Genomic DNA, 25083 nt, shown 5'->3' on the forward strand with positions numbered 1-25083 from the left:
GACAGGGGGTCGGACTGGATATCGCGGATCGTCGATCACGAGGGAGACGGCCGACCACCGGTTCGATCGACGATCCGCGATCACGGGTCCACCCCCCAGGCAGGCTGCTCTCGCGGGGCGTCGGGTCGGGGCGGCTAGATCGCCTCGACGTCGGGGTAGCGGGGCTGCCACATCCGCTCGAACACCTGCTGGACGGGGTCGGTGAGCGGGCGCTCGGCGACGCCCTCGTCGGTGGCCTGCTGGGCGACGGCGATGGCGACGGTGGCCGAGACGAGGCGCAGGTCGCTCATGCCCGGGAGCAGCGGGGCGCCGGGTCGCCACATGTTGACCAGACCGGCGAGGGCCTCGGCGGCCGCGGCGATCATCCCCTCCGTCACCCGCGTCGCCCGGCAGGCGGCGACGCCCAGGCCGAGCCCGGGGAAGATCAGCGCGTTGTTGGACTGGGCGATCGTGTGCCGTACGCCGTCGTGGTCGACCGGGTCGAAGGGGCTGCCGGTGGCCACGAGCGCGCGCCCGTCGGTCCACTCGAGGATGTCGGCCGGCGTGGCCTCGGCCCGGCTCGTCGGGTTGGAGAGGGGGAAGATGATCGGTCGGGTGTTGTGCCGCGCCATCTCCTCGATGACCTCCTGGGTGAAGGCGCCCCCCTTGGTGGAGGTGCCGATGAGGATCGTCGGCCGCACGTTGCGGATCACCTCGAGCAGCCCGATCTGGCCCGGGTCGCGGACGTCCCAGTCGGAGACCTCGACGCGCTTGCGCGCCCACGGCTTCTGGAACTCGTGGAGCCGGTGGTCGTCCTCGAGGTAGAGGCCCTGGATCCCGATCGGCCAGAACCGCGCGTAGGCCTCCTCCTCCGTCTCCGACCGGCCCGTGCGCAGCATCTGGTCCCGGATCAGGCCCGCGATGCCCATGCCGGCGCTGCCCGCGCCGAAGACGACGATGCGGTGGTCGTCGAGATCCACACCGGTCACGTCGACGGCCGCCAGCAGGGCGGCGAGCACCACCGCGGCGGTCCCCTGGATGTCGTCGTTGAAGGTGCAGACCTGACCCTTGTAGCGGTCCAGGATCCGGTAGGCGTTGGCCGTGCCGATGTCCTCCCAGTGGATCAGCGCGCGGGGGAAGAGCCTGTTCACGGTGGTGACGAACTGGTCGATGAAGTCGTCGTAGCGCTGGCCGCGCACCCGGCTGTGCCGCTCGCCGAGGTAGAGCTCGCTGGAGAGCAGGCCGAGGTTGTCGGTGCCGACGTCGAGGACGATCGGGATGACCCGGCGCGGATGGATGCCCGCCGCCGCGGTGTAGACCGAGAGCTTGCCGATGGCGATCTGGATGCCCCCGATGCCCTGGTCGCCGATCCCCAGGATGCCCTCGGAGTCGGTGACGCAGACGAGGTCGACGTCCTCGGCGCCCAGTCCGTAGTTGTGGAGCGACTGTTCCAGCTTCTCCGGGTGGTCGATGGACAGGAAGACCCCGCGCGGGCGGTTGTAGGTGTGGCTGAACCGCTCGATCGCCTCGCCGATGGTCGGCGTGTAGATGACGGGGAGCATCTCCTCCAGGTGCGTGGAGACGAGGTGGTAGAAGAGCACCTCGTTACGGTCCCGGAGCGCGTTGAGGGTGAGGAACTTGCCGAGCATCGACTTGTTGGACCGGTACTGCTCGTAGACCCGCTGGGTCTGGTTCTCCAGGGTGGTGAAACCGGTCGGCATCAGCCCGTCGATCTCGAGCTTCTCGCGCTCGTCCGCGGTGAACGCGGTGCCGCGGTTGGTCATCGGGTTGGACAGCACCGCCCGTCCCCGCGTGCGGATGCGCAACGTCCCGTTGCCGATCGTGGTGTCCTGGTCGTACTCACGGCCCATGCGGACACTCTAGGGCGGCGGACCGACGGAGCGTCGGGGGTGGCGCTGCCGGGACCCCCTGGCACGATGGCCCGATGACGACCCTCTACCTCGGCGGATACACGACGGACCAGCCACCGGCCACCTCCGGGCTCGCCAGGGTGAGCTGGACGCACGACGGCTTCGGCGAGGTCGAGCGCCTCGACGGACCGGGGGATCCCTCCTGGCTGGTCCGGGTCTCCGACGCCGAGCTGTATGCCGTGGGCGAGGGCGACCCCGGGAGGGTCACCCGGGTGCGTCCCGGGGAGGGCGTGGTCGCCGAGGCGTCCGCCGGCGGTCAGGGGACCGCCCACCTGGCGCTGTCGCCCGACGGCCGGTGGCTGGTCGCCAGCAACTACGTCGCCGGCAGCGTGGCGCTGGTCGCGGTCGGTGCGGACGGGTCGCTGGAGCAGGTGGACGAGCTGGGGTTCGAGGGCCGGGGGCCGCACGAGCGCCAGGACGCCCCGCACGCCCACCAGGCGGTCTTCCTCGACGACGGGCGGCTGCTGGTCTGCGACCTCGGCACCGACGAGGTGCACGAGGTGAGCGTCGGGGACGGGAGGTTGCGGCATACCGGGGACATCGACCTGCCCAGGGGGAGCGGACCCCGCCACCTGGCCCTCGCGCCCGGCCGCGACGACCTGCTGTGGGTCGTGGGCGAGCTCGACCAGACGGTGCACACGGTCCGCCGTGCCGACGGGGGGTGGACGGTCACCGGGACGGTCTCGACCACCCCCGAGGGCCCCGGCCCGGGGGAGACGACCGCCGCCGGGATCGTGGTGTCGCCGGACGGCTCGCACGTCTACGTCAGCACGCGCGGCACGGACACCGTGTCGGTGCTGGCGGCAGGGGAGGACGGGACCCTCACGCTGCGGCAGCAGGTGGTCACCGGGCACTGGCCGCGGTTCATCGGCTGGATCCCGGGCGAGGAGGGCAGCCACCTGCTCGTCGCCGCCGAGAAGGAGGGCTCCGTCGACGTCTGGGCCGTCGACGAGGGCCTCCTCGAGGAGACCGGCCACAGTCTCGCGTGGTCCGCCCCGACCTGGGTGGGCTGAGCGGTGGTCCACGTCGGCCACGCGGAGCCGCTCGGCACGAGCGCGGCCCGGCTCAACTGGCTGCGGGCCGGCGTGCTGGGCGCCAACGACGGCATCATCTCGACCGCCGGCGTGGTCATCGGCGTAGCCGCGGCGACCCCGAGCCGGACCGCCGTGCTCGTCGCGGGGCTGGCCAGCCTGGCGGCGGGGGCGATGTCCATGGCCGTGGGGGAGTACGTCTCGGTCAGCACCCAGCGCGACAGCGAGAAGGCGCTGCTGGAGAAGGAGCGCCGGGAGCTCGAGGAGATGCCGGAGGAGGAGCTGGAGGAGCTCGCCGCGATCTACCGCGCCAAGGGGATCAGCGACGACCTCGCGCACCAGGTCGCCCGGCAGCTGACCGACCACGACGCGCTGGGTGCGCACGCCGAGGCCGAGCTGGGCATCGACCCTCACGACCTCACCAACCCCTGGCACGCCGCCTGGGCCTCGATGCTGGCGTTCACCCTCGGCGCCGTGCTGCCGCTCCTCGCCATCCTCCTGCCGCCCCCGGCCTGGCAGGTCCCGGTGACCGTGGGCGCGGTGCTCCTGGCCCTGTTCCTCACCGGCACCGTCAGCGCGACGCTGGGCGGCTCGCCCCGGGGCAGGGCGATCGCCCGCAACGTCCTCGGCGGCGCGCTCGCGATGGCGCTGACCTACGGCATCGGCTCGCTGATGGGCGTCACCGTCGTCTGAGCGGCGCGGCCGGGACGGGGCGAGCGGCACGGCATACCCTGCACCCATGGCTGACGCACCCACCACCCTGGTGATCCTCGGCGCCTCCGGCGACCTGACCCGACGACTCCTCCTGCCCGGCCTCGGGACGCTCCTGTCCGCCGAGCCGACCCGTCGCGTGCGCGTGGTCGGCGCCGACCGGGTGGAGCTGAGCCAGGAGGAGTGGCGCACCAAGGTGCGCGACGCGTTCGCCGAGGCGGGCCTCGACGACGCGGTGGCGGAGCCGGTGGTCGAGGACGCGCGCTACGTGCGGACCGACGTGCTGCAGGAGGATGCCGTCCGTGCGCTGGTCGAGGAGGTCGCCGCGCCCGTCGTCCTCTACTTCGCGCTGCCGCCCTCGGTGACCGTCCAGGCCTGCGCGCTGCTGGAGCGCATCGGCGTCCCGGCCGGCACGCGGCTCGCGCTGGAGAAGCCGTTCGGCAACGATCTCGAGTCGGCCCGCGAGCTCAACCGCCAGCTGCTGCGGGTCGTGCCGGAGAACGACGTGTTCCGCATCGACCACTTCCTCGGCGTCAACACCATCCTCAACCTCATCGGCCTCCGCTTCGCCAACCGGCTGCTGCAGCCGATCTGGACCCGCGAGCACATCGAGAAGGTGGAGATCGTCTACGACGAGACCCTCGCGCTGGAGGGCCGGGCCGGCTACTACGACGGGGCGGGCGCGCTGCTGGACATGATCCAGTCGCACCTGCTGGAGATCCTGGCGTTCTTCGCGATGGAGGCGCCGGCGACCATGCACGCCGACGAGGTGCGCTCGCTCAAGGCGCAGGTGCTGCGCTCGGTGCACCCGTGGGGCCACGACCCGGTGAGGGGATCCCGCCGCGCTCGCTACACGGCGGGCTCGGTGGACGGGCGGCGGGTGCCGGACTACGCGGCGGAGGAAGGCGTGGACGCGGGTCGGCAGACCGAGACCCTCGCCGAGCTGGTGGTGCAGCTGGACAACGCACGCTGGGCCGGGGTGCCGTTCATCCTGCGCTCCGGCAAGGCGCTGGGCAGCCCGCGCAAGGAGGTCGTCGTCACCTTCCGGCCGCCGGCCCACGTGCCGACCGGCCTGGAGGACACCGTCGAGCCGGACCGCCTGGTCCTCGAGCTCAAGCCCGGCGCCGTCACCCTCGACCTGTCGATGAACGCCGAGGGCAACCCGTTCGAGCTGGAGCAGAAGGAGCTGCACGCCGAGCTGGGCAAGCCACGGATGCTCCCCTACGGCGAGGTCCTCGGCGCGATCCTCGACGGGGACCCGCTGCTGACGATCCGCGGCGACGAGGCGGAGGAGCTCTGGCGGATCGTCGAGCCGGTGCTGCAGGCGTGGCGGGCCCACGCGGTGCCGCTGCAGGAGTATGCCGCGGGCTCGGCCGGTCCCGCGGGCTGGGGGACCGTGCCACGCGGCTGAGGACGCTCTCAGGCGGCCCGCGTGGCGGGTCTGGCGGGTTGTCCGCGCTCTCCACTACGCTGCGCAGGAGGTGGTCGACGACGACCGCTCGGGATGAAGGGGGCTGGGGCGATGCGTGGTGTGACGAGGTCTGTGGGGGCTGGTCTGGCTCTCATCCTTGCTGGGGTGGGAGCTGATGCGGCACAAGGCCTTCCGGCTCCTGGAGCGGCTGACGGCGGGGTCCGGACGGCGGCCGTGGGCGGTGCCGACCCAGGATGGACGGCACCGGAGCCGCGCCGGGCGGCGGGTGACCCGCTGGAGCTGGAGCCGGGGACCTCGACGGTCACCCTCGTGACCGGTGACCGGGTGGTGGTGACCCGGGCGGAGGACGGCTCGACGAAGGTGGCCGTGACGCCGGCCCCCCGGGCGGACGGCAGCACCCCGACCTTCCGGCGGATGGCGTGGGAAGGGCACTACTACGTGATCCCCGACGACGTCGCGTCCCTGATCCCGGAGCGCCTGGACCGTCGACTCTTCGACGTGACCGGCCTCGTCGCGGCCGGCTACGACGACGCCGGGACCGACGGTGTCCCGGTCCTCGTGCAGACCAGCGAGCCGGGGTCGGGCCTCGACCCCGCACGTGGGGTGGACTGGACCGACCTGGGCGTCACGCGGGGCCGGAGCCTGCGGAGCATCGGGTCGGTGGCTGGCGAGGTCTCCAAGGCCGAGGGGCGCGGGCGGCTCGTGGAGGCCGTCAAGGAGGCGTCCGAGCAGCCCGCGGTCGCGAGCCGCGGCCCGCGGACGGCGATCAGCAAGGTGTGGCTCGACGGTCCGGTGCGGGCCCTCGACGCGGTCAGCACCCCCCAGGTGGGGGCACCGCAGGCGTGGGCGTCGGGCGCGACCGGCGCGGGTGTCACGGTCGCCGTCCTGGACACCGGCGTCGACGCGGAGCACCCTGACCTCGCGGACGCCGTGGTCGCGGCGGAGGACTTCAGCGGCACCGGCAGCCCGGACGACGTCTACGGGCACGGCACCCACGTGGCCGGCATCGTCACCGGCAACGGAGCCGCCTCGGACGGCGCGATCGTCGGGGTCGCACCCGACGCCGTCATCATGAACGGCAAGGTCCTGGACGACTTCGGCTCCGGATCCGACAGCCAGATCATCGCCGGTATGGAGTGGGCCGCCACGGGAGGCGCCGACGTCGTGAACATGAGCCTGGGGCTGCCCGGTGGCTACACCGACGGGACCGACCCGCTGGCGATGGCGGTGGACGAGCTGTCCGCCGCGCACGACGTGCTGTTCGTCATCGCCGCCGGCAACGAGGGCGCGTACGGCACCGTCACCACCCCGGGCAGCGCGGCCCTCGCGCTCACCGTCTCTGCCGTCGACAGCGCGGACCAGCCCACCGGGTTCACGAGTCGGGGGCCGCGCTCCGACGGTGGCGCCAAGCCGGACATCGCGGCACCGGGTGAGGAGATCCTGGCCCCGATGGTCGGTTACCCGACGGAGTCGACAGAGCCCTACCTGTCCGCCAGCGGCACGTCGATGGCCGCTCCTCACGTCGCCGGCGTCGCGGCTCTCGTCGCCCAGGCTCGACCTGCCCTCGACGGCCAGCAGCTCAAGTCCGTGCTCGTCGCCTCCGCCGTCGACGTCGGGGCGAGCGTCTTCGACGTCGGCGCGGGCCGCGTGTTCGCGCCGTCAGCGCTCGACCAGCAGGTGTTCACCAGCCCGTCGGCGCTCGGTTTCGGGATCTTCCCCTACCCCCAGACCGACGCCGAGGCCGTGACGCAGACCCTGACCTACGTCAACGTCTCCGACGACGACCTCCTGCTGTCGTTGAGCACCGAGGTCACGCTGCAGGACGGATCGCCGGCCCCCGAGGGCACCATGACCCTGGGCGCGGATGCGGTGACCGTCCCCGCCGGTGGCTCCGCGGAGGTCGCGGTGACCGTGGATCCCGCCGCAGCCGGTGTCGCGGCCGGTCGGGTCGGGGGCGCCGTCGTCGCCACCGACGGTGGCGAGGAGACGGTGCGGACCGCGGTGATGTCGGTTAACGAGCCGGAGATGTACGACCTGACGATCGTCGCCACCGCGCGGGACGGCAGCCCCGGTGTGGCTGCCAGCGCGGGGGTCACCCCGCTCGGGCAGCACGAAGGTCTGACCTTCGAGCAGGTCTTCCCGTTCTTCGACGAGGACGGCACCGCCACCGTGCGCCTGCCGGTCGGCCCCTACGGCGTGATGGGTGTCGTGCCGGAGGTCGACCTCGAGACGTTCGAGATGACGAGCATGGACGCGGTGAACGTCCCCGAGATCGAGCTGGGGGAGGACGTGACGGTCCACCTGGACGCCACGGAGGCGGTGCCGGTCACGGTCACGACCCAACGTCGGAGCGAGCAGGTCATGACCGACCAGCAGCTGTTCCGGGAGGGGGAGATGGCCGGCGTCGTGCTCGGTTACGGTGCCTTCGGCCCGGTGTCGCTCGGGGCGGTGCCGAGCGAGCCGGTCACCCTCGGCGCGTTCTCCTGGATGCACCGGCACCTGCGCCTGCCTCCTGGCGCGTCGCTGGACACCGGCGACTACCGCTATCTGTACGACCTGGCCTACGTCGAGCACGAGCGGCTGCCGGAGGTCCTGCGCTACGCCGCCACGAAGAAGACGACCACCCAGGTCAGTGCCGACTACAACGCCATGTCGGACGCCGGCTCGACGGGGTGGTCCGGACGGTTCGCGCTGGACTCGAGCGGCTGGGCCTTCGCGACGGCGTGGCCGGTGCAGCTGCCGGTCGAGCGGGAGGAGTACGTCAGCGCCAGCCCGGACATCCAGTGGTTCGGGATGCTCGACGTCCTGGGCGGGATGGCGGTCATCGAGACGCCGAGGGCCTGGACCACCGAGCCGGGCGGTCGGATCACGGAGCGCTGGCTGCACCAGGTGCACCACCACTCGAGCGTCGACGGCTTCGCCGGCACGCTCTTCGGTGAGATCTTCGCCCACGCGGTCGCGGCCGCCAGCGACGACCACGGGCACGCGATGTTCGCCGTCTTCGACCCCAGCCTCGTCTCCTCGCGCAGCCGGCTGTGGTTCGACGGTCAGCTCGTCGCCGACGAGGCGTCGTCCGCGGCCATCACGCAGCAGCTCCCCGAGCCCGGGACGCCGGTGCGGGCGCTGGTGGAGACCACCGTGGACCACCCCGAGTGGCAGCGGTCCACCGCCTACAGCACCGAGTGGCGTTACCCGGCGCCGCCCGTGGCGGGCGAGGACGGGATCGCGCTGGCTGACCTCGTCAACGTCCGCTACGGCGCGACGGGGATGGACGACCACAACAGGTCGGCCCGCACGGTCCGTCTCGACCTGTCGGTCGTCGACGGTCTCGGTGAGCCGGCCACAGGGGTGCGGGGCCTGCGGCTGTGGGTGTCGGGCGACCAGGGAAGGTCCTGGCGGGAGGTCGCGGTCAAGGGCTCCGGCGGGAGCCGGCACGTCAACGTCGTCGCTCCCCGCGGGGCCAGCACCATCTCGGTCAGGGCCGAGGCGTGGACGGCCGACGCCAGGGTGACCGACACGGTCATCGACGCGATCGACGTGCGCTGACGGGCAGCGACGGACACTGACCGTCACTGACCGGCGGCGCCTCGCCGACCGAGTCCGCCCGCCCACGAGGCCCCGCGCTCGACGAGCTCGTAGAGCACCGGGACGAGGATCAGCGTCAGCAGGGTTGAGCTGACGAGGCCGCCGATGACGACGATCGCCAGTGGCTGGCTGATGAAGGCCCCTCCGCCCGTCACGGCCAGCGCCATCGGGGACAGTGCGAGGATCGTCGCCAGGGCGGTCATGACGATCGGCCGCAGCCGGTGCCGGGCACCCTCGACCACGGCGACGCCGCGCTCCAGCCCGCGGGCGCGGTACTGGTTGACGAGGTCGATGAGCACGATCGCGTTGGTCACCACGATGCCCACCAGCATGAGCATCCCGACCATGGAGGCCACGTCCAGGGGCTTGTCGGTGAGCAGCAGCAGCCCGATCGACCCCGTCGCAGCGAAGGGCACCGAGACGAGCAGGATGAGCGGCTGCACGAGCGAGTTGAAGGTCGCCACCATCACCAGGTAGACGAGCGCGATCGCGGCCGCCAGCGCCAGGAACAGCGCGGAGAAGGCCTCGCTCTGGTCCGCGCTCACGCCGGTCAGCTCCACCTGCACGCCGGCCGGGACCTCGAGCCCGGCGAGCCGGTCCTGCAGGTCGGCGGTCACCGCGCCGAGGTCGTCGGTGGTCGGTCGGGCGGTGACCGTGGCGGCGCGCAGGCCGTCGATCCGGGTGATGCTCACCGCCTCGTCGACGGTCTCCAGGTCGGCGACCTCCCCGAGCGTCACCGGCTCGCCGGTGGCCGTGGCGGCGACCTCGAGCTCCTCGAGGGCGGCGACGTCCGCGGCGTCCCCCTGCCGGACGACGATGTCGGTGGGGGAGCCGTCCAGCTCGACCCGACCCACGGTGGCACCACCGGTCGCCGCCTGGACGACCTGGCCCAGCTGCACCTCGCTGAGGCCTGCCTCCGACGCCGCCTGCCGGTCGACCGAGACCCGCAGCGCCGGCACCGTGTCGGTGAGGTTGTTGGTCACGTCGGCGGCCCCGGCGGCCCGCATCAGCTCGGTGACGTCCGCCGCGGCGGCCTGCAGGTCCTCGGCGTCCTGCGCCTGGACCCGCACCTCCAGCCCCGTCGCCCCCAGCTGCTGCCCGGCCTGCGCGACGAAGCTCGCGGCGGGGGGCAGCTCCTCCTCGAACGCGGCGGTCATCTCGCGGCCGAAGGCCTGGCCGTCGACCCCCTCCTCGAGTGTCACGGCGAAGGTGGCGGTGTTGGCGCCACTGCCGAGGAAGACCGCCTCGATGCCGCCGGGGGAACCCGCCGTCACCTGGTAGGACCCCACGTCCTCGCGCCCGGCGAGCCAGTCCTCGACCTGCGCCGCCTGCTCGTCGGTGTCCGCGAGCGTGGTGCCGGTCGGCATCCGCAGCGTCGCCTGCAGGGTGTTCTCGCCGGAGCCGCCGATGAAGTCGGTCTTGAGGAGGGTGGCCGTCCACCCGGTCCCACCCAGCAGGGCGGCGGCCAGCAGCACCGTGATCCAGGGGTGCGCCAGCGCCCCGCGCAGCACCGGCAGGTAGGCCCGCTGCAGGCGGTCGGGACGGTCGCTGGCCTCGGCCGACCCCGGCGCGACCGCCTGCCCGTGCCGCCCCTGCCCGCCGCCGAGGAACCAGTAGCCCAGCACCGGGATGATCGTCAGGGCCACGAGCAGCGAGGCCAGCATCGCCAGCGACACCGTCACCGCGAAGGGCCGGAACAGCTCGCCGACCTGGCCCCCCACGAAGCCCAGCGGGAGGAAGACCGCCACCGTCGCGACGGTCGCCGAGGTGATCGCCCCGGCCACCTCCCGGGTGGCCTCGACCACCGCGGTGCGTCGTTCGTCGCCGCGCGCAACGTGGCGCTTGATGTTCTCGATGACGACGATGGAGTCGTCCACGACGCGGCCGACCGCGATGGTCAGGGCGCCGAGGGTGAGGATGTTGAGGCTGTAGCCCAGCACCTGCAGACCGATCAGCGCGATGAGCAGCGACAGCGGGATCGACAGGGCCGTCACCAGGGTCAGCCGCACCGAGAGCAGGAAGACCAGCACCACGAGGATCGCGAAGCCGAGCCCGAGCAGCCCCTCGGTGGCCAGGTCCTCGATCGACTTCTCGATGAAGGGCGCGCCGTCGAAGACCGTGATCAGCTCGCCGCCACCCAGCGCGGTGCCGATCTCGGGGCCGAGGTCCTCCAGCGCGTGGCTGATCTCGACCGCGTTGCCGTCCGGGGTCTTCGTGATCGCCAGGCCGACGCTGGGCTGGCCGTTGGTCCGGGTGTATGCCGTGGCCTCCCGCTCCTCCAGCGTCACCTCCGCGACGTCCCCGAGGCTGGGGACCTCCACCTCGCCGGACTCCTCCGCCGCAGCCTGCGCCTGCTCGGCCGCGGCGGCCGCCGCTGCGGCCTGGGCGGCGAGCTGGGGGTCGGTGGGTGAGGCGGCTGCTGCCGCTGCGGCGTCGTCCGCGGCCCGCCCCGCCTCCCCGACGGCGGCCTGCTGCTGCGCGGCCGCCTGCTGCCGGGCGGCCACCTGCGGGGTCAGCAGCGGCAGCGCAGCGATCTCCTCGGCGGAGGCCAGGCGCGAGCCCACCTGCACGGGGAGCTCGGTGTCGCCGTCGAGCACCCGGCCGCCCGGCAGGATGACCCCGTTGGTCTGCAGCACCTGGCCGACCGCGGTCGGGGAGGCGCCCAGCTCGGCCGCCTGCTCCTCGTCGAGGTCCACCGTGACGACGCGGTCCGCGACCCCGGACAGGGTCACCGCGCGCACCCCGTCGACGTCCTCGACCTCGGGCACCACGAGCCGCTCGAGACGGTCCACGAGGTCCTGCTCGTCGACCCCGTCGCCCCCCACGGCCGCGAGCTGGATGATCGGGAAGTCGTCGAGGTTGCCCGCGAAGATCTGCGGGGTCGCGGTGTCCGGCAGGTCCGGGAGGGCCAGCACCGCGCGCTGCAGGTCGGTCTGGGCCGAGCCGAGGTCGGTGCCGTAGTCGAGCTCGACGATGACGGAGGAGAAGCCCTCGGCCGTCGTGGACTGCACCTCGACGACGTTCGGCAGGCCCTGGGCCGCGATCTCGACCGGCCGGGTGACCTGCTCCTCGACCACGGTGGCGCTGGAGCCCTGCGCGGGCGTGGCCACCACCAGCACCGGGAACTGCAGCGAGGGGAAGAGCTCGCGCGGCAGGGCGCCCGCGGACCACAACCCGGCGAGCACGGCGAACAGCGTGGTGAGCGCCACCAGGGCGCGGTTGCGCACGCTGAACAGGGTGAGGCGGGACATGCAGGCCCTCCGGCTTCAAGTGACCGGCCGGGGGCGAGGACCCCCGCGCCCCGTCCGCGTGACGGCTCAGTATGACAGCCGGTCCGCTCGGGTCCGGCCGCTGCAGATGGTGCCCGACCAGCCTGGAACGGGCCTGTGAGGCAGGCGTAGGTTTGGCCCCATGAACCGCACCGTCGCGTCCTCGTTCAGCGCCCCCGGCACGCCCGCCGCGATCCGCAACGTGGTGCTCGTGGGCCCGCAGGGGACCGGCAAGAGCGCCCTCGTCGAACAGCTCAGCACGGGTCAGCTGGGGCACGTCCGGGACGCCGAGGAGGCCTCGGCCGCCGTCGGTGTGGTCAGCACCGTGCACGAGCCGACCGGCACCGTCGTCACGCTCGTCGACACCCCGGGCCGTCCCGACTTCGTCGGTGAGGTCCGCGCCGGCCTGCGAGCCGCCGACGCGGTGCTCTTCGTCGTCGCGGCCGGCAGCGGGATCGACGAGGCCACCCGGATGCTGTGGCGCGAGTGCGACGCCGTCGGCATACCCCGCGCCGTCGCGGTCACCCAGCTGGAGCTGGCCCGGGCGGACTGGGACCAGGTGGTCGAGGAGTGCCGCCGTGTGCTCGGCGAGGCCGTGCCGGTGGGTCTGCCCGTCCTGGACGGGCAGTCGCTCACCGGGGTGCTCGACCTGCTCGAGCAGGTCGCCCACGACGCGAGCGGGCAGACCCGGCCGCTGACCGAGGACGAGGGGGTCCGGGTCGAGGAGGCCCGCGGGGGCTTCGTCGAGGCCGTCATCGAGCAGTCCGAGGACGAGGGTCTGCTCGACCGCTACCTGGCGGGGGAGGAGCTCGACCTCGACGGCCTGCGCGCCGACCTCGCCACGGCGGTCGCGACCGCGCGCTTCTTCCCCATCGTGCCCGTCAACCCGCCGACCGGTGTCGGCGTCCCGGCGCTCCTGGACCTCATCGTCCACGCCTTCCCCTCGCCCGACCGCGCCTGGCTCCCGGCCGTGATGACCCCCCAGGGCGGCGCCTTCAGCGAGCTCGCCGCCGACCCGGAGGGGCCGCTCGTCGCCCAGGTCATCCGCACCACGACCGACCCCTACGTCGGCCGGCTCTCGCTGGTCCGCATCTTCTCCGGCACCCTGACCGCCGACGCGCACCTGCACGTCAGCGGGCACCTGGAGTGGGTCGTCGGTCACGAGGTCGAGGGCCACCCCGGGCACGACGAGGACGACGAGCGCCCCGGCCAGCTCAGCAGCCCGGTCCCCGGTGGCACCACCCCGCGGGAGTCGGCCGGCGCCGGCGAGATCGTGCTCGTCACCAAGCTGTCCAGCGCGGGCACCTCCGACACGCTGTCCTCGATGGACCGGCCGGCTCTGGTCGAGCCGTGGCTGCTGCCCGAACCGCTCCTGCCGGTGGCGATCCAGGCAGCCCGGACCAAGGACGAGGACAAGCTCGCGACGGCGCTGCAGCGCCTCATCGCCGAGGACCTCACCCTGCGGCTGGAGCGCAACGCCGAGACCCACCAGCTGGTGCTCTGGACCCTCGGCCCGGCCCAGGTCGACGACGTCCTGGTCCGGCTCCGCGACCGGCACCACGTCGAGATCACCACCGAGCCGGTCCGCACCTCGATGCGAGAGACGTTCGTGCGGCCCGTCTCCGTGCAGGGGCGCCTCGTCAAGCAGTCCGGCGGGCACGGGCAGTATGCCGTCGTCCAGCTGGAGGTCGAGCCCCTGGAGCGGGGCGCCGGGTTCGAGTTCGTCGACAAGGTCGTCGGCGGGTCGGTGCCGCGCGCCTACATCCCGTCGGTGGAGAAGGGCCTGCGCAACCAGCTGGCCGAGGGCGTCCTCGCCGGCTACCCGTGCGTCGACGTGCGCGTCACCCTGACCGACGGCAAGTCACACTCGGTCGACTCCTCCGACATGGCGTTCCAGACCGCCGCCGCCCTCGGCCTGCGCGAGGCCGCCAACGAGTCCACGGTCTCGCTCCTGGAGCCGGTGGACCTCGTCGAGGTCGTGGTCGGTGACGACTACGTCGGTGCCGTGATGGCAGACCTGCGGGGCCGCCGGGCCCAGGTCCAGGGGACCGAGCCGGCCGAGCTCGAGGGGCACACCGTCGTGCGCGCCGAGGTTCCCCAGCACGAGCTGTCCCGCTACCCGATCGACCTGCGCTCGGTCTCGCACGGCTCGGGCACCTTCACCCGCAGCTTCGCCCGGTACGACTACCTGCCCGCGAGCCTGGCCCGCGAGCTCACCGGCTGACCGCCGCGCGGGCCGACCGGCCCCCCGCCGCCCGACTGACCCCCCGCCGCGGCCCGACGGCCCCCCGCCGCCCGGCACTCACAGGCGGAAACGCCTTCTCGGCGCAGGATGCATCCAGCGTTTGTGACGATAGGTGCCTGTGAGTTGGGAGAAGGGGCGCGGGGGAGGGCAGGCAGGCGGGGTGGTGGTCGAGGTCAGCCGAGGCCGAGCCGCGCCAGCAGGTACGACACCTCGGGGTCGCGGCCACGGAACCGCCGGTACGTCTCGAGCGCCTCGATGGAGCCTCCCCGGCTCAGGAGCTCGCGACGGAAGTGCTCGCCGGCGGCGCGCGTCATACCTCCCGGCTGGTCCGCAGTCCCCTGCTCCCGGAACCACGCGACGGTGTCCGCGTCCATGACCTCCGACCACAGGTAGGAGTAGTAGCCGGCGGCGTACCCCCCGCCGAAGATGTGGTGGAAGTAGGCCGAGCGGTAGCGCGGCGGGACGAGGGGGTGCGCCGCGCCGGCCCGCTCCAGCGCCGCCGCCTCGAACGCCTCGACGCCGGACCCGTCGTGCGGCAGATCCTCCAGCGGCGTCTGGTGCCAGGCCTGGTCCAGCAGCATGGCCGCGAGCAGCTCGAGCGTGTCGCGCCCGCTCTCCTGACGGTTCGCGACGAGCGAGTCCACCCAGTCCGCCGGCACCGGCTCGCCGGTGGCGTGGTGGCGGGCGTAGGCCGTGAGCAGGCTCGGCTCCCACGCCCAGATCTCGTTGACCTGGCTGGGGAACTCGACGAAGTCGCGGGGGACCGAGGTGCCCGACCGCGAGGGGTAGCGCACGTCGGAGAGCAGCCCGTGCAGGTCGTGGCCGAACTCGTGGAAGAGGGTGATGACGTTGTCCCAGGTCATCAGGCTGGGCGAGCCGGGCGCGGGCGGGGGCACGTTGCAGGTGTTGGTGACGACCGGCTGGTCGCCCAGCAGGTGCGACTGGTCGACGAGCGAGGTCATCCAGGCGCCCCCCTTCTTGGTGGGGCGGGTCCAGGGGTCGAGGACGACGGCGCCGAGCACGCCGCCGTCCTCCTCGCGCACCTCGAAGACGCGCGCCTCGTCGGTGTAGCCGACGAGCTCGGGCCGCTCGACGAAGGTGAGGCCGTAGAGCGCGGTCGCCGCGGCGAAGACGCCCTCCTGCAGCACCCGCTCGAACTCCAGGTAGGGCTTGAGCCGCTCGGTGTCGAAGCCGTCGGCCCCGGAGGCGCTGACCCGGGCGGCGAGGTACTGCCAGTCCCAGGGCTCGAGCGTGGCACCGGGGTCGGTCCCGGCCAGGTGGTCCGCGAGCCGGTCCGCCTCGCGGTCGGTGAGCTCGACCACGCCCGGGGTGAGCCGGCCCAGGATGTCGTTCACCGCGTCGGTCGATCCGGCGCAGGAGACCTCGTGGACGTAGGCCGCGTGGTGCGGGTAGCCCAGCAGCTCGGCCCGCTCGGCCCGCAGCCGGGCCACGCGCACCAGCGTCTCGCGGGTGTCGTGCTCGCCCGACAGGCCGCGGTCCACCGACGCCCGGTAGAGCCGCTCCCGCAGGCCGCGGTGCGCCAGAGAGCCGAGGAGCGGCTGGCCGGAGGTGTTGACGACCGGCACCAGCCACCCCTCCAGGCCGCGGGCCGCGGCAGCCTCGCGCAGCCCGGCGCGGTCGTCCTCGCCCAGCCCCTCCAGCTCGGCCTCGTCGGTCACGTGCACGGCGGCGGCCGCCCGGCCGGCGGTCAGCGCGGTGTCGAACGCGGTGGACAGCGTGGCCAGCTCGGCGTTGATCGCGCGCAGCCGCTCCTTGGCGTCCCCGGGCAGGTCGATGCCGCTGCGGCGGTAGTCCTGCAGGCGCCGGGTCAGGACGTGCTCGTCCTGCTCGTCGAGGGTCACCTCGCCGGCGTCGGCGCGCTCGCGCAGCGCGACCAGACGGTCGTACAGCCCGCGGTCGAGCATGATCGCGTCGCTGTGCGCGGCCAGCCGGGGCGACAGCTCGGCGGTCAGGGCGTCCCGCTCGGGGCTGGTGTCCGCGGACCGCGCCACCCAGAAGGCGGAGTAGGCCCGTCCCAGGAGCAGTCCGCTGCGCTCCCAGGCGTGCAGGACGTTCTCCACCGTCGCCGGAGCGGGGTCGGCGGCCAGCACGGCCAGCGCCTCCAGCTGCTGCGCCATCCCCGCCGCGACCGCCTCGCGGACGTGCTCGTCGGTCAGGACGGCGTAGTCCGGCAGGGCGAAGGGCAGCGTCGAGGGCGCGAGGAGAGGGTTGGTCATCCCCCCATCCCAGCACAGAGGCCCCACGTCGGCCCGTCGCTCCGGCTGGCGGGGCGTATCTGACGCTGCGTCAACCCCTCTGACGACCTATGACCCTCACGACCACCACCCCGCAGGCCCCGGCGACGGCCACGATCCCCACCGGGCCCACCCCGCGGCTCGACCTCGACGTGCCGGCCGCGGTGGCGGCCTACCGCAGCCTCGCGGCGGCCCTTCCCGGGACGGCGGTGCACTACGCGGTCAAGGCCAACCCCGACCCGGTCCTGCTGCGGGTGCTGCACCTCGCCGGCGCCCGCTTCGACGTGGCGAGCCCGGCGGAGGTCCGAGCCTGCCTGGCGGCGGGCGCCCGGCCCGAGGACCTCGTCCTGAGCAACCCCGTGGTCGCCCGCGCCCACCTGGAGGAGATGACCCGGCTCGGGGTCCGGCTGGTCGTCGTCGACTCGCCCCAGGCCGTCGTCAAGGTGGCCGCCACCGCACCGGACACCTCCGTGCTGTGCCGCCTCGTCACCTCCGGGGAGGGCTCGGACTGGCCGCTGTCGCGCAAGTACGGCGTGTGCGTCGCCGAGGCGGTCGAGGTGCTCACGCTGGCCGACCAGCTCGGCCTGGACGCGGCCGGGGTCTGCTTCCACGTGGGGTCGCAGCAGAACGACCCGACCGCCTGGCAGCAGCCGATCGCGGCCGCGGCCCGGGTGTTCGGCGCCCTGCGCGGGCGGGGTCTCCACCCCCGGACCCTCGACCTGGGCGGAGGGTTCCCGGCCCGGCTGTCGGGGCAGGAGCCGGACGTGCGCAGCTACGGCCAGGTGATCCGGTCGGCGCTGACGGCCGTCTTCGGGGACGACGTCCCCCGCACGATCGTCGAGCCGGGCCGCGGCATCGTCGCGGACGCGGGGGTGCTGGTGAGCACCGTCGTGGACGTCGTCGAGCGGGGCGGGACGCGCTGGGTCTTCCTCGACGCCGGGGTGTTCACCGGGCTCGTCGAGACGCTCGACGAGGCGATCCGCTACCCCGTCACGACGAACCGCGACGGCGGCCCGACGGGTCCCTGCGTCCTCGCCGGCCCCACCTGCGACAGCGTCGACGTGCTCTACCAGCAGGTCCAGCTGCCCCTGGACCTCGCGGAGGGGGACGAGGTCCGGCTGCACGGCGCGGGTGCCTACACCACCTGCTACTCCACCGTCGGCTTCAACGGCTTCCCGCCGCTGCCCACCGTCCTGCTCGGCGACGGGCGCTGGTGAGCATGAGCACGGTGCAGGGTCGGGCCGCCAGGCTGATCGCCGCGCACGCCCTCGCGGCCACGGCCATGTCGCTGCCCTGGCCGCTGCTGCTCGTCCTCGTCTGGCAGGAGACAGGGTCGACCCTGCTCCTGGGCGTCGCCGGCGCGGCGCGCATGCTGCCCTACGTCCTGTGCTCGTGGTGGGCCGGGGCGCTCGCCGACCGCTGGGCGCGCGACCGGGTGGTGCGGGTGACCCTGGTGCTGCGGCTGGCGCTGCTCGCCGGCGCCTGGTGGGCGGTCGCAGCCGGGTCGCTGACCACCGCGGTCCTCGCGTGCACGCTCGCGGTGGCCGTGGCGACGCCCGCCTACCCGGCCACCGTGGCGGGCGGCGCGGGCCTGCGCGGCTGGACCGGTCGTCATACCGAGGTCGTGGTCACCGTCGAGGTCGCGTCGTTCGTGGTGGGACCCGCGGTCGGCGGCCTGCTGCTCTCCCTCCCGGGGCTGGTGCTGCCCGCCGCGGTCGGCGGCACCGCGCTCGCGCTCGCGCTGATGACCCGGGTCGGTATGCCGCTCGCGTCGCCCCGGCGCGCGGGCGGGTCCGCGGTGCGGGGGGCGGTCGCGTGGTGGCCCGTGGTGCGGGCCGACCGCGAGGTGCGCTCGGCGGTCGGCGTCCTCGCCGTCCTCAACGCGGCCCTCGCCGGTGCGGGTGTCGCCCTGCTCGTCGGGGCGCACGAGGGGTGGTCGGCACCGTGGACGGACGAGGTGGCCTACGGGATCGCCACGGCGGTCCTGGGCTTCTCCTCCCTCGGCGGGCCCCTGCTCGCGCCGCTGGGTCGGGACGCGGCGCAGCGGGTGCGGCAGGGTCTGGCACTGGTCGGTGCCGGCCTCGTGCTCGCCGCGGCGGCCCCCTCGGTGGTCTGGGCGCTCGGGCCGCTGGCGCTCGTCGGCGCGGCGGCCGTGCACGCGGAGGCCGCCGCCACGGCCGTGCTGCAGGTGCGCGTCCCCGACGACGTCCGGGCCAGCGTGCTCGGCCTGGGCGACGCCGCCATGATCGGGGCGGCCCTGCTGGCCTCGCTGCTCGCACCGCCCGTGGCACGGCTGGTCGGGGGCGGTCCGACGCTGGTCGTCCTCGCCGCGGGGGTGCTCGCCGTGCTCGTCGTGCACGTGCTCCGACGCGGGGCGCCCGCCGGCGGTCGGGACGGCCGGGAGCTCTCACCGGTGCGCGAGGTGGTCCGGCCCGGCGCCTGAGGGCGGCACGGTCGGGCAACACCGAAACAACAGAAAAAAATGTTGATTTACTCTTGACTCTGAGGTTTCCTGTGGTCCAGACTCGTCCCAGCAGACCCGACGATCACGTCGGGACGCCGAGGTGGACGACGAGGAGCACCGGTGTACGCACAGGAGCGGCAGCAGCACATCGCCCGGCAGGCCCGCACGGCCGGCCGTGTCGAGGTCGTAGCCCTGGCCCATGAGCTCGGCGTCACGACCGAGACCGTGCGACGGGACCTCACCGCGCTGGAGCGGCGCGGGACCCTGCGCCGGGTCCACGGCGGGGCGCTGCCGGTCGAGCGCGTCGAGCTGGAGCCGGCCGTCACGACGCGCGCCACCCGGCTCTCGGACCAGAAGCACCGCATCGCGGTCCGCGCGCTCGACGAGCTGCCCCACGACGGCACGCTCATCCTCGACTCCGGCACCACGACGGGCGCCCTCGCCGCGCTGCTCCCGCACGACGCGCGCCTGACCGTGATCACCAACTCCTACGCCCACGCCGCCGTCCTCAGCGCCCTCCCGGACGTCTCGGTCCTCGTCCTCGGGGGTCACGTCCGCCAGCGCACCGGCGCCACCGTCGGCCGCTGGGCCCGGGAGGCCCTGGAGGGGGTGTGCGCCGACGTCGCCCTCCTGGGCACGAACGGTCTCGACATCGCCCGCGGCCTGACCACGCCGGACCAGGCCGAGGCCGACGTCAAGGAGTCCATGGTCCGCGCCGCCCGGCGCCGGATCGTGCTCGCCGACTCCAGCAAGGTCGGCGAGGTGCACCTGCACCGGTTCGCCCGGCTCGACGACCTCGACCTCGTCATCACCGACGAGGACCTCGACGAGGACCACCTCGCCGAGCTCCGCACCGACGACGGCCCCGAGGTGGTGCTCGCATGATCGTCACGCTGACCCCCAACCCCAGCATCGACCGCTCGATCAGTCTCCCGCAGCTGCTGCACGGCGAGGTGAACCGCGCCAGCGCCAGCCGCGTCGACCCCGGCGGGAAGGGCATCAACGTCTCCCGCGCCATCGCGGCCCAGGGCTCGCGGACGCTCGCGGTGCTCCCGGCCGGTGGCCCCGAGGGGGCGCTCATGGTCGAGCTGCTCCGCGCCGCCGGCGTCGACCATCTCACCGTCCCGGTCGCCGGGACCCTGCGGATGAACGTCGCCCTCCTCGAGCCCGACGGCACCACGACCAAGGTCAACGAGCCGGGGCCAAGCCTCACGGACGCCGACGTCGAGGCGCTCCTCGCCCGCACGGTCGAGGGGTATGTCGCAGCCACCTCCACCTCCACCTCCACCTCCACCTCCACCGGCACCGCGGCGGGCGACGGGTCGTCGTCCGGCTGGGTCGTCGGTTGCGGAAGCCTGCCGCCCGGCGCCCCGGTGGAGCTGTTCGCGATGCTCGTCGAGCGGGCCCGGGCCGTCGGTGCGCGCGTCGCCGTCGACAGCTCCGGCGCCCCGCTCGCCGCGGCGGTGCAGACCGGGCCGGACCTCATCAAGCCCAACCTCGAGGAGCTCGAGGAGCTCGTCGGGGCGGCGCTGCCGACGCTCGCCGACGTGGGGCGGGCGGCCCAGGAGCTGGTCCGGCGCGGCGTCGGCCGGGTCGTCGTCTCCCTGGGCGGCGACGGGGCGCTCGTCGTCGGACCCGACGGCACCGCCCACGCCAGCGCGGCCGTCGCCGTGCCGTTGTCGACCGTGGGCGCCGGGGACTGCCTGCTCGCCGGCGTCCTCCACGCCCTCGACGGCGGGCTCGGTGCGGGCGACGCGCTCGCCGCCGGTGTCCGCTGGGGCAGCGCGGCCGTCGCCCTGCCCGGGAGCGCGGTGCCGACCGCCGCCGACGTCGCCGCCGTGCACGCCGTCCTCACGCCCGACCCCGACCTCACCACCGCCCTCCGCTGACCCTCGACACCCCCCTCCAGCCCCCACCCACCCGCGCCCCCCGCGCACCCTCGAAGGAGTGACCTCCATGTCTCTGATCAACGCCGACCAGGTCGTGCTCGACCTGGCCGCGGACGACCGCCACGCGGCGACCCGCACCCTGGCCGAGACGCTCGTGCGCACCGGCCGCTGCACCGACCTCGCGCAGTTCCTCGCCGACGTGCGCACCCGGGAGGAGACGATGGCGACCGGCCTGCCCGGCGGCATCGGCATCCCGCACGCCCGCAGCGCTGCCATCACCGAGCCGTCCCTCGTCTTCGGCCGCGCCGACGCGGGCATCGACTGGGGCGCCAAGGACGGCCCGGCCGACCTCGTGTTCCTCATCGCGGCCCCCGAGGGTGGCGGTGACGCGCACATGCAGATGCTCCCCAAGCTGGCCCGTGCGCTCATGAAGAAGGAGTTCCGCGCCGCCCTCAAGGCCGCCACCAGCCAGGACGAGGTGGTGCGCATCGTCGAGCAGGAGGTCTCCCTCGACACCCCGGCCACCGGCGCGCCCGCCGCCGGCCCCGCCGCCGGCGCCACCCCGGCCGCCGCCACCTCGGCCGCCGCCACCGCCGCCACCACCGGCGCCGGCGCGACCCCTGCGACCCCCGCCCCTCCCGCGGCGACGCCGCAGACGGCCGGCGGCACGGCATACCCGGAGGAGGGGGGGACCCGCGCGCTGCAGCTGGTGGCCGTGACCTCCTGCCCGACCGGGATCGCCCACACCTACATGGCCGCGGAGGCGCTCGAGCGCGCCGCGCGCGACGCCGGTCACCAGATCACCGTGGAGACCCAGGGCTCCGCCGGCTCGACGCCGATCCCGCAGGCGCAGATCGACGCCGCCGACGCCGTGATCTTCGCCCACGACCTCGAGGTCAAGGACAAGGGCCGGTTCGCCGGCAAGCCGGTCGTCGACGTGGGTGTCAAGAAGGCGATCTCCGACGGCCCGGCCCTCGTGGGCCAGGCCGAGCGGCTCGCCGCCCAGTGGCGCGAGGACCCCGAGCGTCAGCGGGCCGCCCTGGCCGCCGCGGCGGACCGCCCGGCCGGGGCCGACGAGCGCACGGTCGGCGTCGGCACCAAGATCCGCCAGTGGCTGATGTCCGGCGTGTCCTACATGATCCCGTTCGTCGCCGCCGGCGGCATCCTCATCGCCCTGGGGTTCATGCTGGCGCAGCTCGCGGTCGGCGAGCAGGGCGCGATCGAGGTGGTGCAGTACAACCTCACCGCCGACGACGCCACCAACATCGGCACCAGCTTCGACCCGCTGAGCCTCATGTCGTGGGCGGCGCTGCTGTTCGTCATCGGCGGGGCGGCCTTCGGGTTCCTCGTGCCGATCCTCTCCGGCTTCATCGCCTTCGGCATCGCCGACCGCCCGGGCCTGGTGCCCGGCATCGTCGGCGGCGCGGTCGCGGTGCAGATGGACGCGGGCTTCCTCGGCGGCATCGCGACCGGCTTCCTCGCCGGCTTCCTCGCCCGCTGGGTCTCCTCGTGGAAGGTGCACAAGGGCGTCCGCGGCGTCATGCCGGTCGTCGTCACCCCGCTGCTGTCCACGCTGCTCACCTGCGGCATCTTCATCACCATCCTCGGTCGCCCGATCGCGGCCCTGATGGAGGGCCTGAACGGCTGGCTCGAGGGCCTGGCCGGCGGCAGCGCGATCATCCTCGGGCTGATCCTCGGCGCGATGATGGGCTTCGACCTCGGCGGCCCGGTCAACAAGGTCGCCTACTTCTTCGCCACCGCCGGCCTGGCCAGCGTCGGCGCCGCCACCGACGCCCCGCAGCTGACGATCATGGCGGCGGTCATGGCCGCGGGCATGGTCGCGCCGCTCGCCTGCGCCCTGGCCACCGCCGTCCGCCCCCGCCTCTTCACCGAGCCGGAGCGGGAGAACGGCAAGGCGGCGTGGCTGCTCGGCGCGTCGTTCATCTCCGAGGGTGCGATCCCGTTCGCCGCGGCCGACCCGGTGCGCATCATGACCTCCTCGCTCGTCGGCTCGGCCGTCACCGGCGCGATCGTCATGGGCATGGGGTCCACGCTCCGGGCGCCGCACGGGGGCATCTGGGTGCTGCCGCTCATCGGCAACTTCCTGGGCTTCGTCCTCGCCCTCGTCGTCGGGGTCGCGATCACCACGGCGCTCATCGTGGCGCTGAAGTCCCGCGACCGCAGCCTCGCGGCCGTGGAGAGCGTCGCCACCGCCTGACCTCTGCCCCACCCTGCCCCTACGATCGTCAGCACGACCCAAGGAGGAGCCACCATGGCCCAGCGCACCGTCACCATCGCCAGCAGCGTCGGTCTGCACGCCCGTCCCGCAGCACTGTTCGTCGAGAAGGCCTCGTCGAGCGGGCTGGACGTCGAGATCGCCCGGCCCGGCGAGGACCCCGTCGACGCGACCAGCATCCTGGGCGTCATGGCCCTCGGGGCCAAGCACGGCGAGGAGGTCGTCCTCACCGCGGAGGGGGACGGTGCCGACGCGGCGCTGGACGAGCTCGTGGCCCTGCTCGCGACCGACCTCGACGCGGAGTGATCCCCGGTGGCTGACCCCGACCTGCCCGCCGCGCTCGCCACCGAGACCCGCCGTGGCATCGGGGTCAGCCCCGGGACCGCGTCCGGGCCGGTGGTCCAGGTGGCCCCGCCGGTGCGCGCCCCCGCCGACGAGCCGCCGACCACCGACGCCGACGCCGCGCTGACGGAGGTGAAGGCGGCGTTCGAGGCGACCGCCCTCGACCTCGAGGAGCGGGCGGCCCGCGCCGACGACACGGCCCAGCAGATCCTTCGGGCTGCGGTCCTCATCGCGCGGGACAGGTCGCTGCTCAAGGCGGTCGGCAAGCACCTGGCCAAGGGCGTGGGCAAGGCAGGCGCGGTGCACGCCGGGATCGAGGAGTTCGCGACCCAGTTCCTCGCGCTGGGCGGCTACTTCGCCGAGCGGGTCACCGACCTGCGCGACGTCGGCTCGCGGGCCCTCGCGCACGTCCTCGGCGTGCCCGTCCCGGGCGTGCCCGAGCTGACGACGCCGTCGGTGGTCGTGGCGCACGACCTCGCGCCGTCGGAGACCGCCACCCTGGACCGCGCCATGGTCCTGGCCATCGTCACCGAGGCGGGCGGGCGGACCAGCCACACCGCGATCCTCGCGGCGCAGATGGGCATCCCCGCTGTCGTCCAGGTCCCCGGCGCCACCACCCTGGCCGCGGGCACGGTCGTGGCCGTCGACGGCGACGCCGGGGAGGTGGTCGTCGCCCCGAGCGAGGAGCTCCTCGCCACCCTGGGCGTGCGGCGGGAGCGCCTCGCCGCCGCCCTCGCCGGGTCGGGCGGTCCGGGCACCACCCGGGACGGCCACGCCGTCGCGCTGCTGGCCAACATCGGTGGCGTCGAGGACGCCGTCGACGCGGGAGCCCAGGACCTCGAGGGCGTCGGGCTCTTCCGGACCGAGTTCGTCTTCCTCTCCGCCGATCGTGCTCCGACGCTGGAGGAGCAGGTCGAGATCTACCGCCAGGTCTTCGAGCCCTTCGGCGCGCGGCGGGTGGTCGTCCGCACCCTGGACGCCGGCGCCGACAAGCCGCTGGCCTTCGCCGACCTGGGCCCGGAGGAGAACCCCGCCCTCGGCCGCCGCGGTCTGCGGCTGTCGGCCGAGCGCCCCGACCTGCTCGACACCCAGCTCGAGGCCCTCGCGGTCGCCGCGCGCGAGACCGGTGCCGACGTGCGCGTCATGGCGCCGATGGTGGCCACGGCCGAGGAGGCCGACTGGTTCTCCCGGCGGGTGCGCGAGAACGGCCTCGCGAAGGCGGGCGTGATGATCGAGGTCCCGGCGGCGGCGCTGCGCGCCGAGCACGTGCTGCGCGACTGCGACTTCGGCTCGCTGGGCACCAACGACCTCGCGCAGTACACGATGGCCGCCGACCGGATGCAGGGCGAGCTGTCCGACCTGCTCGACCCCTGGCAGCCGGCGGTCCTGGACGTCATCGCCGCCGCCTGCGAGGGCGCCGGCCGCGCCGGCCGTCCGATGGGGGTGTGCGGCGAGGCCGGCGGCGACCCGCTGCTCGCCCTCGTCCTCGTGGGTCTCGGCGCGTCCAGCCTGTCGATGGCGCCGGGCAAGGTGCCCCTCGTCCGACTGGCGCTGGCACGCCATACCCTGCCGCAGTGCCGGCAGCTCGCCCAGCTCGCGCGGACCGCGCGCACGGCCGGCGAGGCCCACGACGCGGTGCGCGCAGCCGCGTCGGCCGAGCTCACCGCCCTGCTCTGAGACGTCGGCCGGACGGTCTGTGCGGGGTGGCGCCTAG

At 74.1% G+C, this 25083-nt stretch carries 15 protein-coding genes; 12 read left to right on the forward strand and 3 right to left on the reverse strand.

Annotated elements, in window-relative coordinates; genetic code table 11:
• Window positions 1-134: 134 nt before the first annotated feature.
• Window positions 135-1850 carry an NAD-dependent malic enzyme gene (locus D4B81_RS12385; RefSeq protein ID WP_122262927.1) on the reverse strand — a complete coding sequence of 572 codons (1716 nt, stop codon included), beginning with the start codon at window positions 1848-1850 and terminating at the stop codon, window positions 135-137.
• 74 nt (window positions 1851-1924) lie between these two features.
• On the opposite strand from D4B81_RS12385, the gene D4B81_RS12390 reads away from it, so the two are divergent.
• The 4 genes from D4B81_RS12390 (at window position 1925) to D4B81_RS12405 (ending at window position 8630) form a co-directional block, all read left to right on the forward strand.
• Entirely contained in the window at window positions 1925-2923 is a 999-nt protein-coding gene (locus D4B81_RS12390) for a lactonase family protein (RefSeq protein WP_122262928.1), read from the forward strand.
• Window positions 2924-2926: 3 nt separating this feature from the next.
• A complete protein-coding gene (locus D4B81_RS12395) occupies window positions 2927-3634 on the forward strand; it encodes a VIT1/CCC1 transporter family protein (RefSeq protein ID WP_097188601.1) in 708 nt (235 codons plus the stop codon).
• A 46-nt stretch (window positions 3635-3680) separates the two neighbouring features.
• On the forward strand, window positions 3681-5063 hold the full coding sequence (locus tag D4B81_RS12400) for a glucose-6-phosphate dehydrogenase (protein WP_122262929.1): 1383 nt from the start codon (window positions 3681-3683) through the stop codon (window positions 5061-5063).
• Window positions 5064-5297: 234 nt separating this feature from the next.
• Window positions 5298-8630, forward strand: coding sequence for a S8 family serine peptidase (locus D4B81_RS12405; protein WP_161965153.1), 3333 nt, complete (start codon window positions 5298-5300; stop codon window positions 8628-8630).
• A 23-nt stretch (window positions 8631-8653) separates the two neighbouring features.
• Here the strand turns inward: D4B81_RS12405 and D4B81_RS12410 are convergent, their stop codons facing one another.
• Complete coding sequence (locus tag D4B81_RS12410) at window positions 8654-11920, reverse strand: efflux RND transporter permease subunit (RefSeq protein ID WP_122262931.1); 3267 nt, start codon at window positions 11918-11920, stop codon at window positions 8654-8656.
• Window positions 11921-12080: 160 nt separating this feature from the next.
• On the opposite strand from D4B81_RS12410, the gene D4B81_RS12415 reads away from it, so the two are divergent.
• Window positions 12081-14162: an elongation factor G gene (locus tag D4B81_RS12415; protein WP_122262932.1), complete on the forward strand. Its 2082-nt coding sequence runs from the start codon at window positions 12081-12083 to the stop codon at window positions 14160-14162.
• Between the two features lie 194 nt (window positions 14163-14356).
• Here D4B81_RS12415 and D4B81_RS12420 read toward each other — a convergent pair whose 3' ends face one another.
• The gene (locus tag D4B81_RS12420) at window positions 14357-16420 is read right to left on the reverse strand and encodes a M3 family metallopeptidase (protein ID WP_122262933.1); all 2064 of its coding nucleotides are present in this window, start codon (window positions 16418-16420) and stop codon (window positions 14357-14359) included.
• An 89-nt stretch (window positions 16421-16509) separates the two neighbouring features.
• Here D4B81_RS12420 and D4B81_RS12425 point away from each other — a divergent pair, with 89 nt between their 5' ends.
• The 7 genes from D4B81_RS12425 (at window position 16510) to ptsP (ending at window position 25046) form a co-directional block, all read left to right on the forward strand.
• Entirely contained in the window at window positions 16510-17655 is a 1146-nt protein-coding gene (locus D4B81_RS12425) for a type III PLP-dependent enzyme (RefSeq protein WP_122262934.1), read from the forward strand.
• A gap of 2 nt (window positions 17656-17657) precedes the next feature.
• Window positions 17658-18881, forward strand: coding sequence for an MFS transporter (locus D4B81_RS12430; RefSeq protein WP_122262935.1), 1224 nt, complete (start codon window positions 17658-17660; stop codon window positions 18879-18881).
• Between the two features lie 141 nt (window positions 18882-19022).
• The gene (locus D4B81_RS12435; protein WP_122262936.1) at window positions 19023-19787 is read left to right on the forward strand and encodes a DeoR/GlpR family DNA-binding transcription regulator; all 765 of its coding nucleotides are present in this window, start codon (window positions 19023-19025) and stop codon (window positions 19785-19787) included.
• Entirely contained in the window at window positions 19784-20791 is a 1008-nt protein-coding gene (locus D4B81_RS12440) for a 1-phosphofructokinase family hexose kinase (protein WP_122262937.1), read from the forward strand. Before D4B81_RS12435 ends, D4B81_RS12440 begins: the two co-directional genes overlap by 4 nt.
• Before the next feature lie 67 nt (window positions 20792-20858).
• A complete protein-coding gene (locus D4B81_RS12445) occupies window positions 20859-23009 on the forward strand; it encodes a PTS fructose transporter subunit IIABC (RefSeq protein ID WP_122262938.1) in 2151 nt (716 codons plus the stop codon).
• A gap of 54 nt (window positions 23010-23063) precedes the next feature.
• The gene (locus D4B81_RS12450; protein ID WP_097188612.1) at window positions 23064-23333 is read left to right on the forward strand and encodes an HPr family phosphocarrier protein; all 270 of its coding nucleotides are present in this window, start codon (window positions 23064-23066) and stop codon (window positions 23331-23333) included.
• 6 nt (window positions 23334-23339) lie between these two features.
• Window positions 23340-25046 (forward strand): phosphoenolpyruvate--protein phosphotransferase, encoded by a 1707-nt coding sequence (ptsP, locus tag D4B81_RS12455; protein WP_237565978.1) that lies wholly within the window; start codon window positions 23340-23342, stop codon window positions 25044-25046.
• Window positions 25047-25083: the final 37 nt, after the last annotated feature.

Source organism: Ornithinimicrobium cerasi (assembly GCF_003702705.1).
GTDB classification, from domain to species: Bacteria; Actinomycetota; Actinomycetes; order Actinomycetales; family Dermatophilaceae; genus Ornithinicoccus; species Ornithinicoccus cerasi.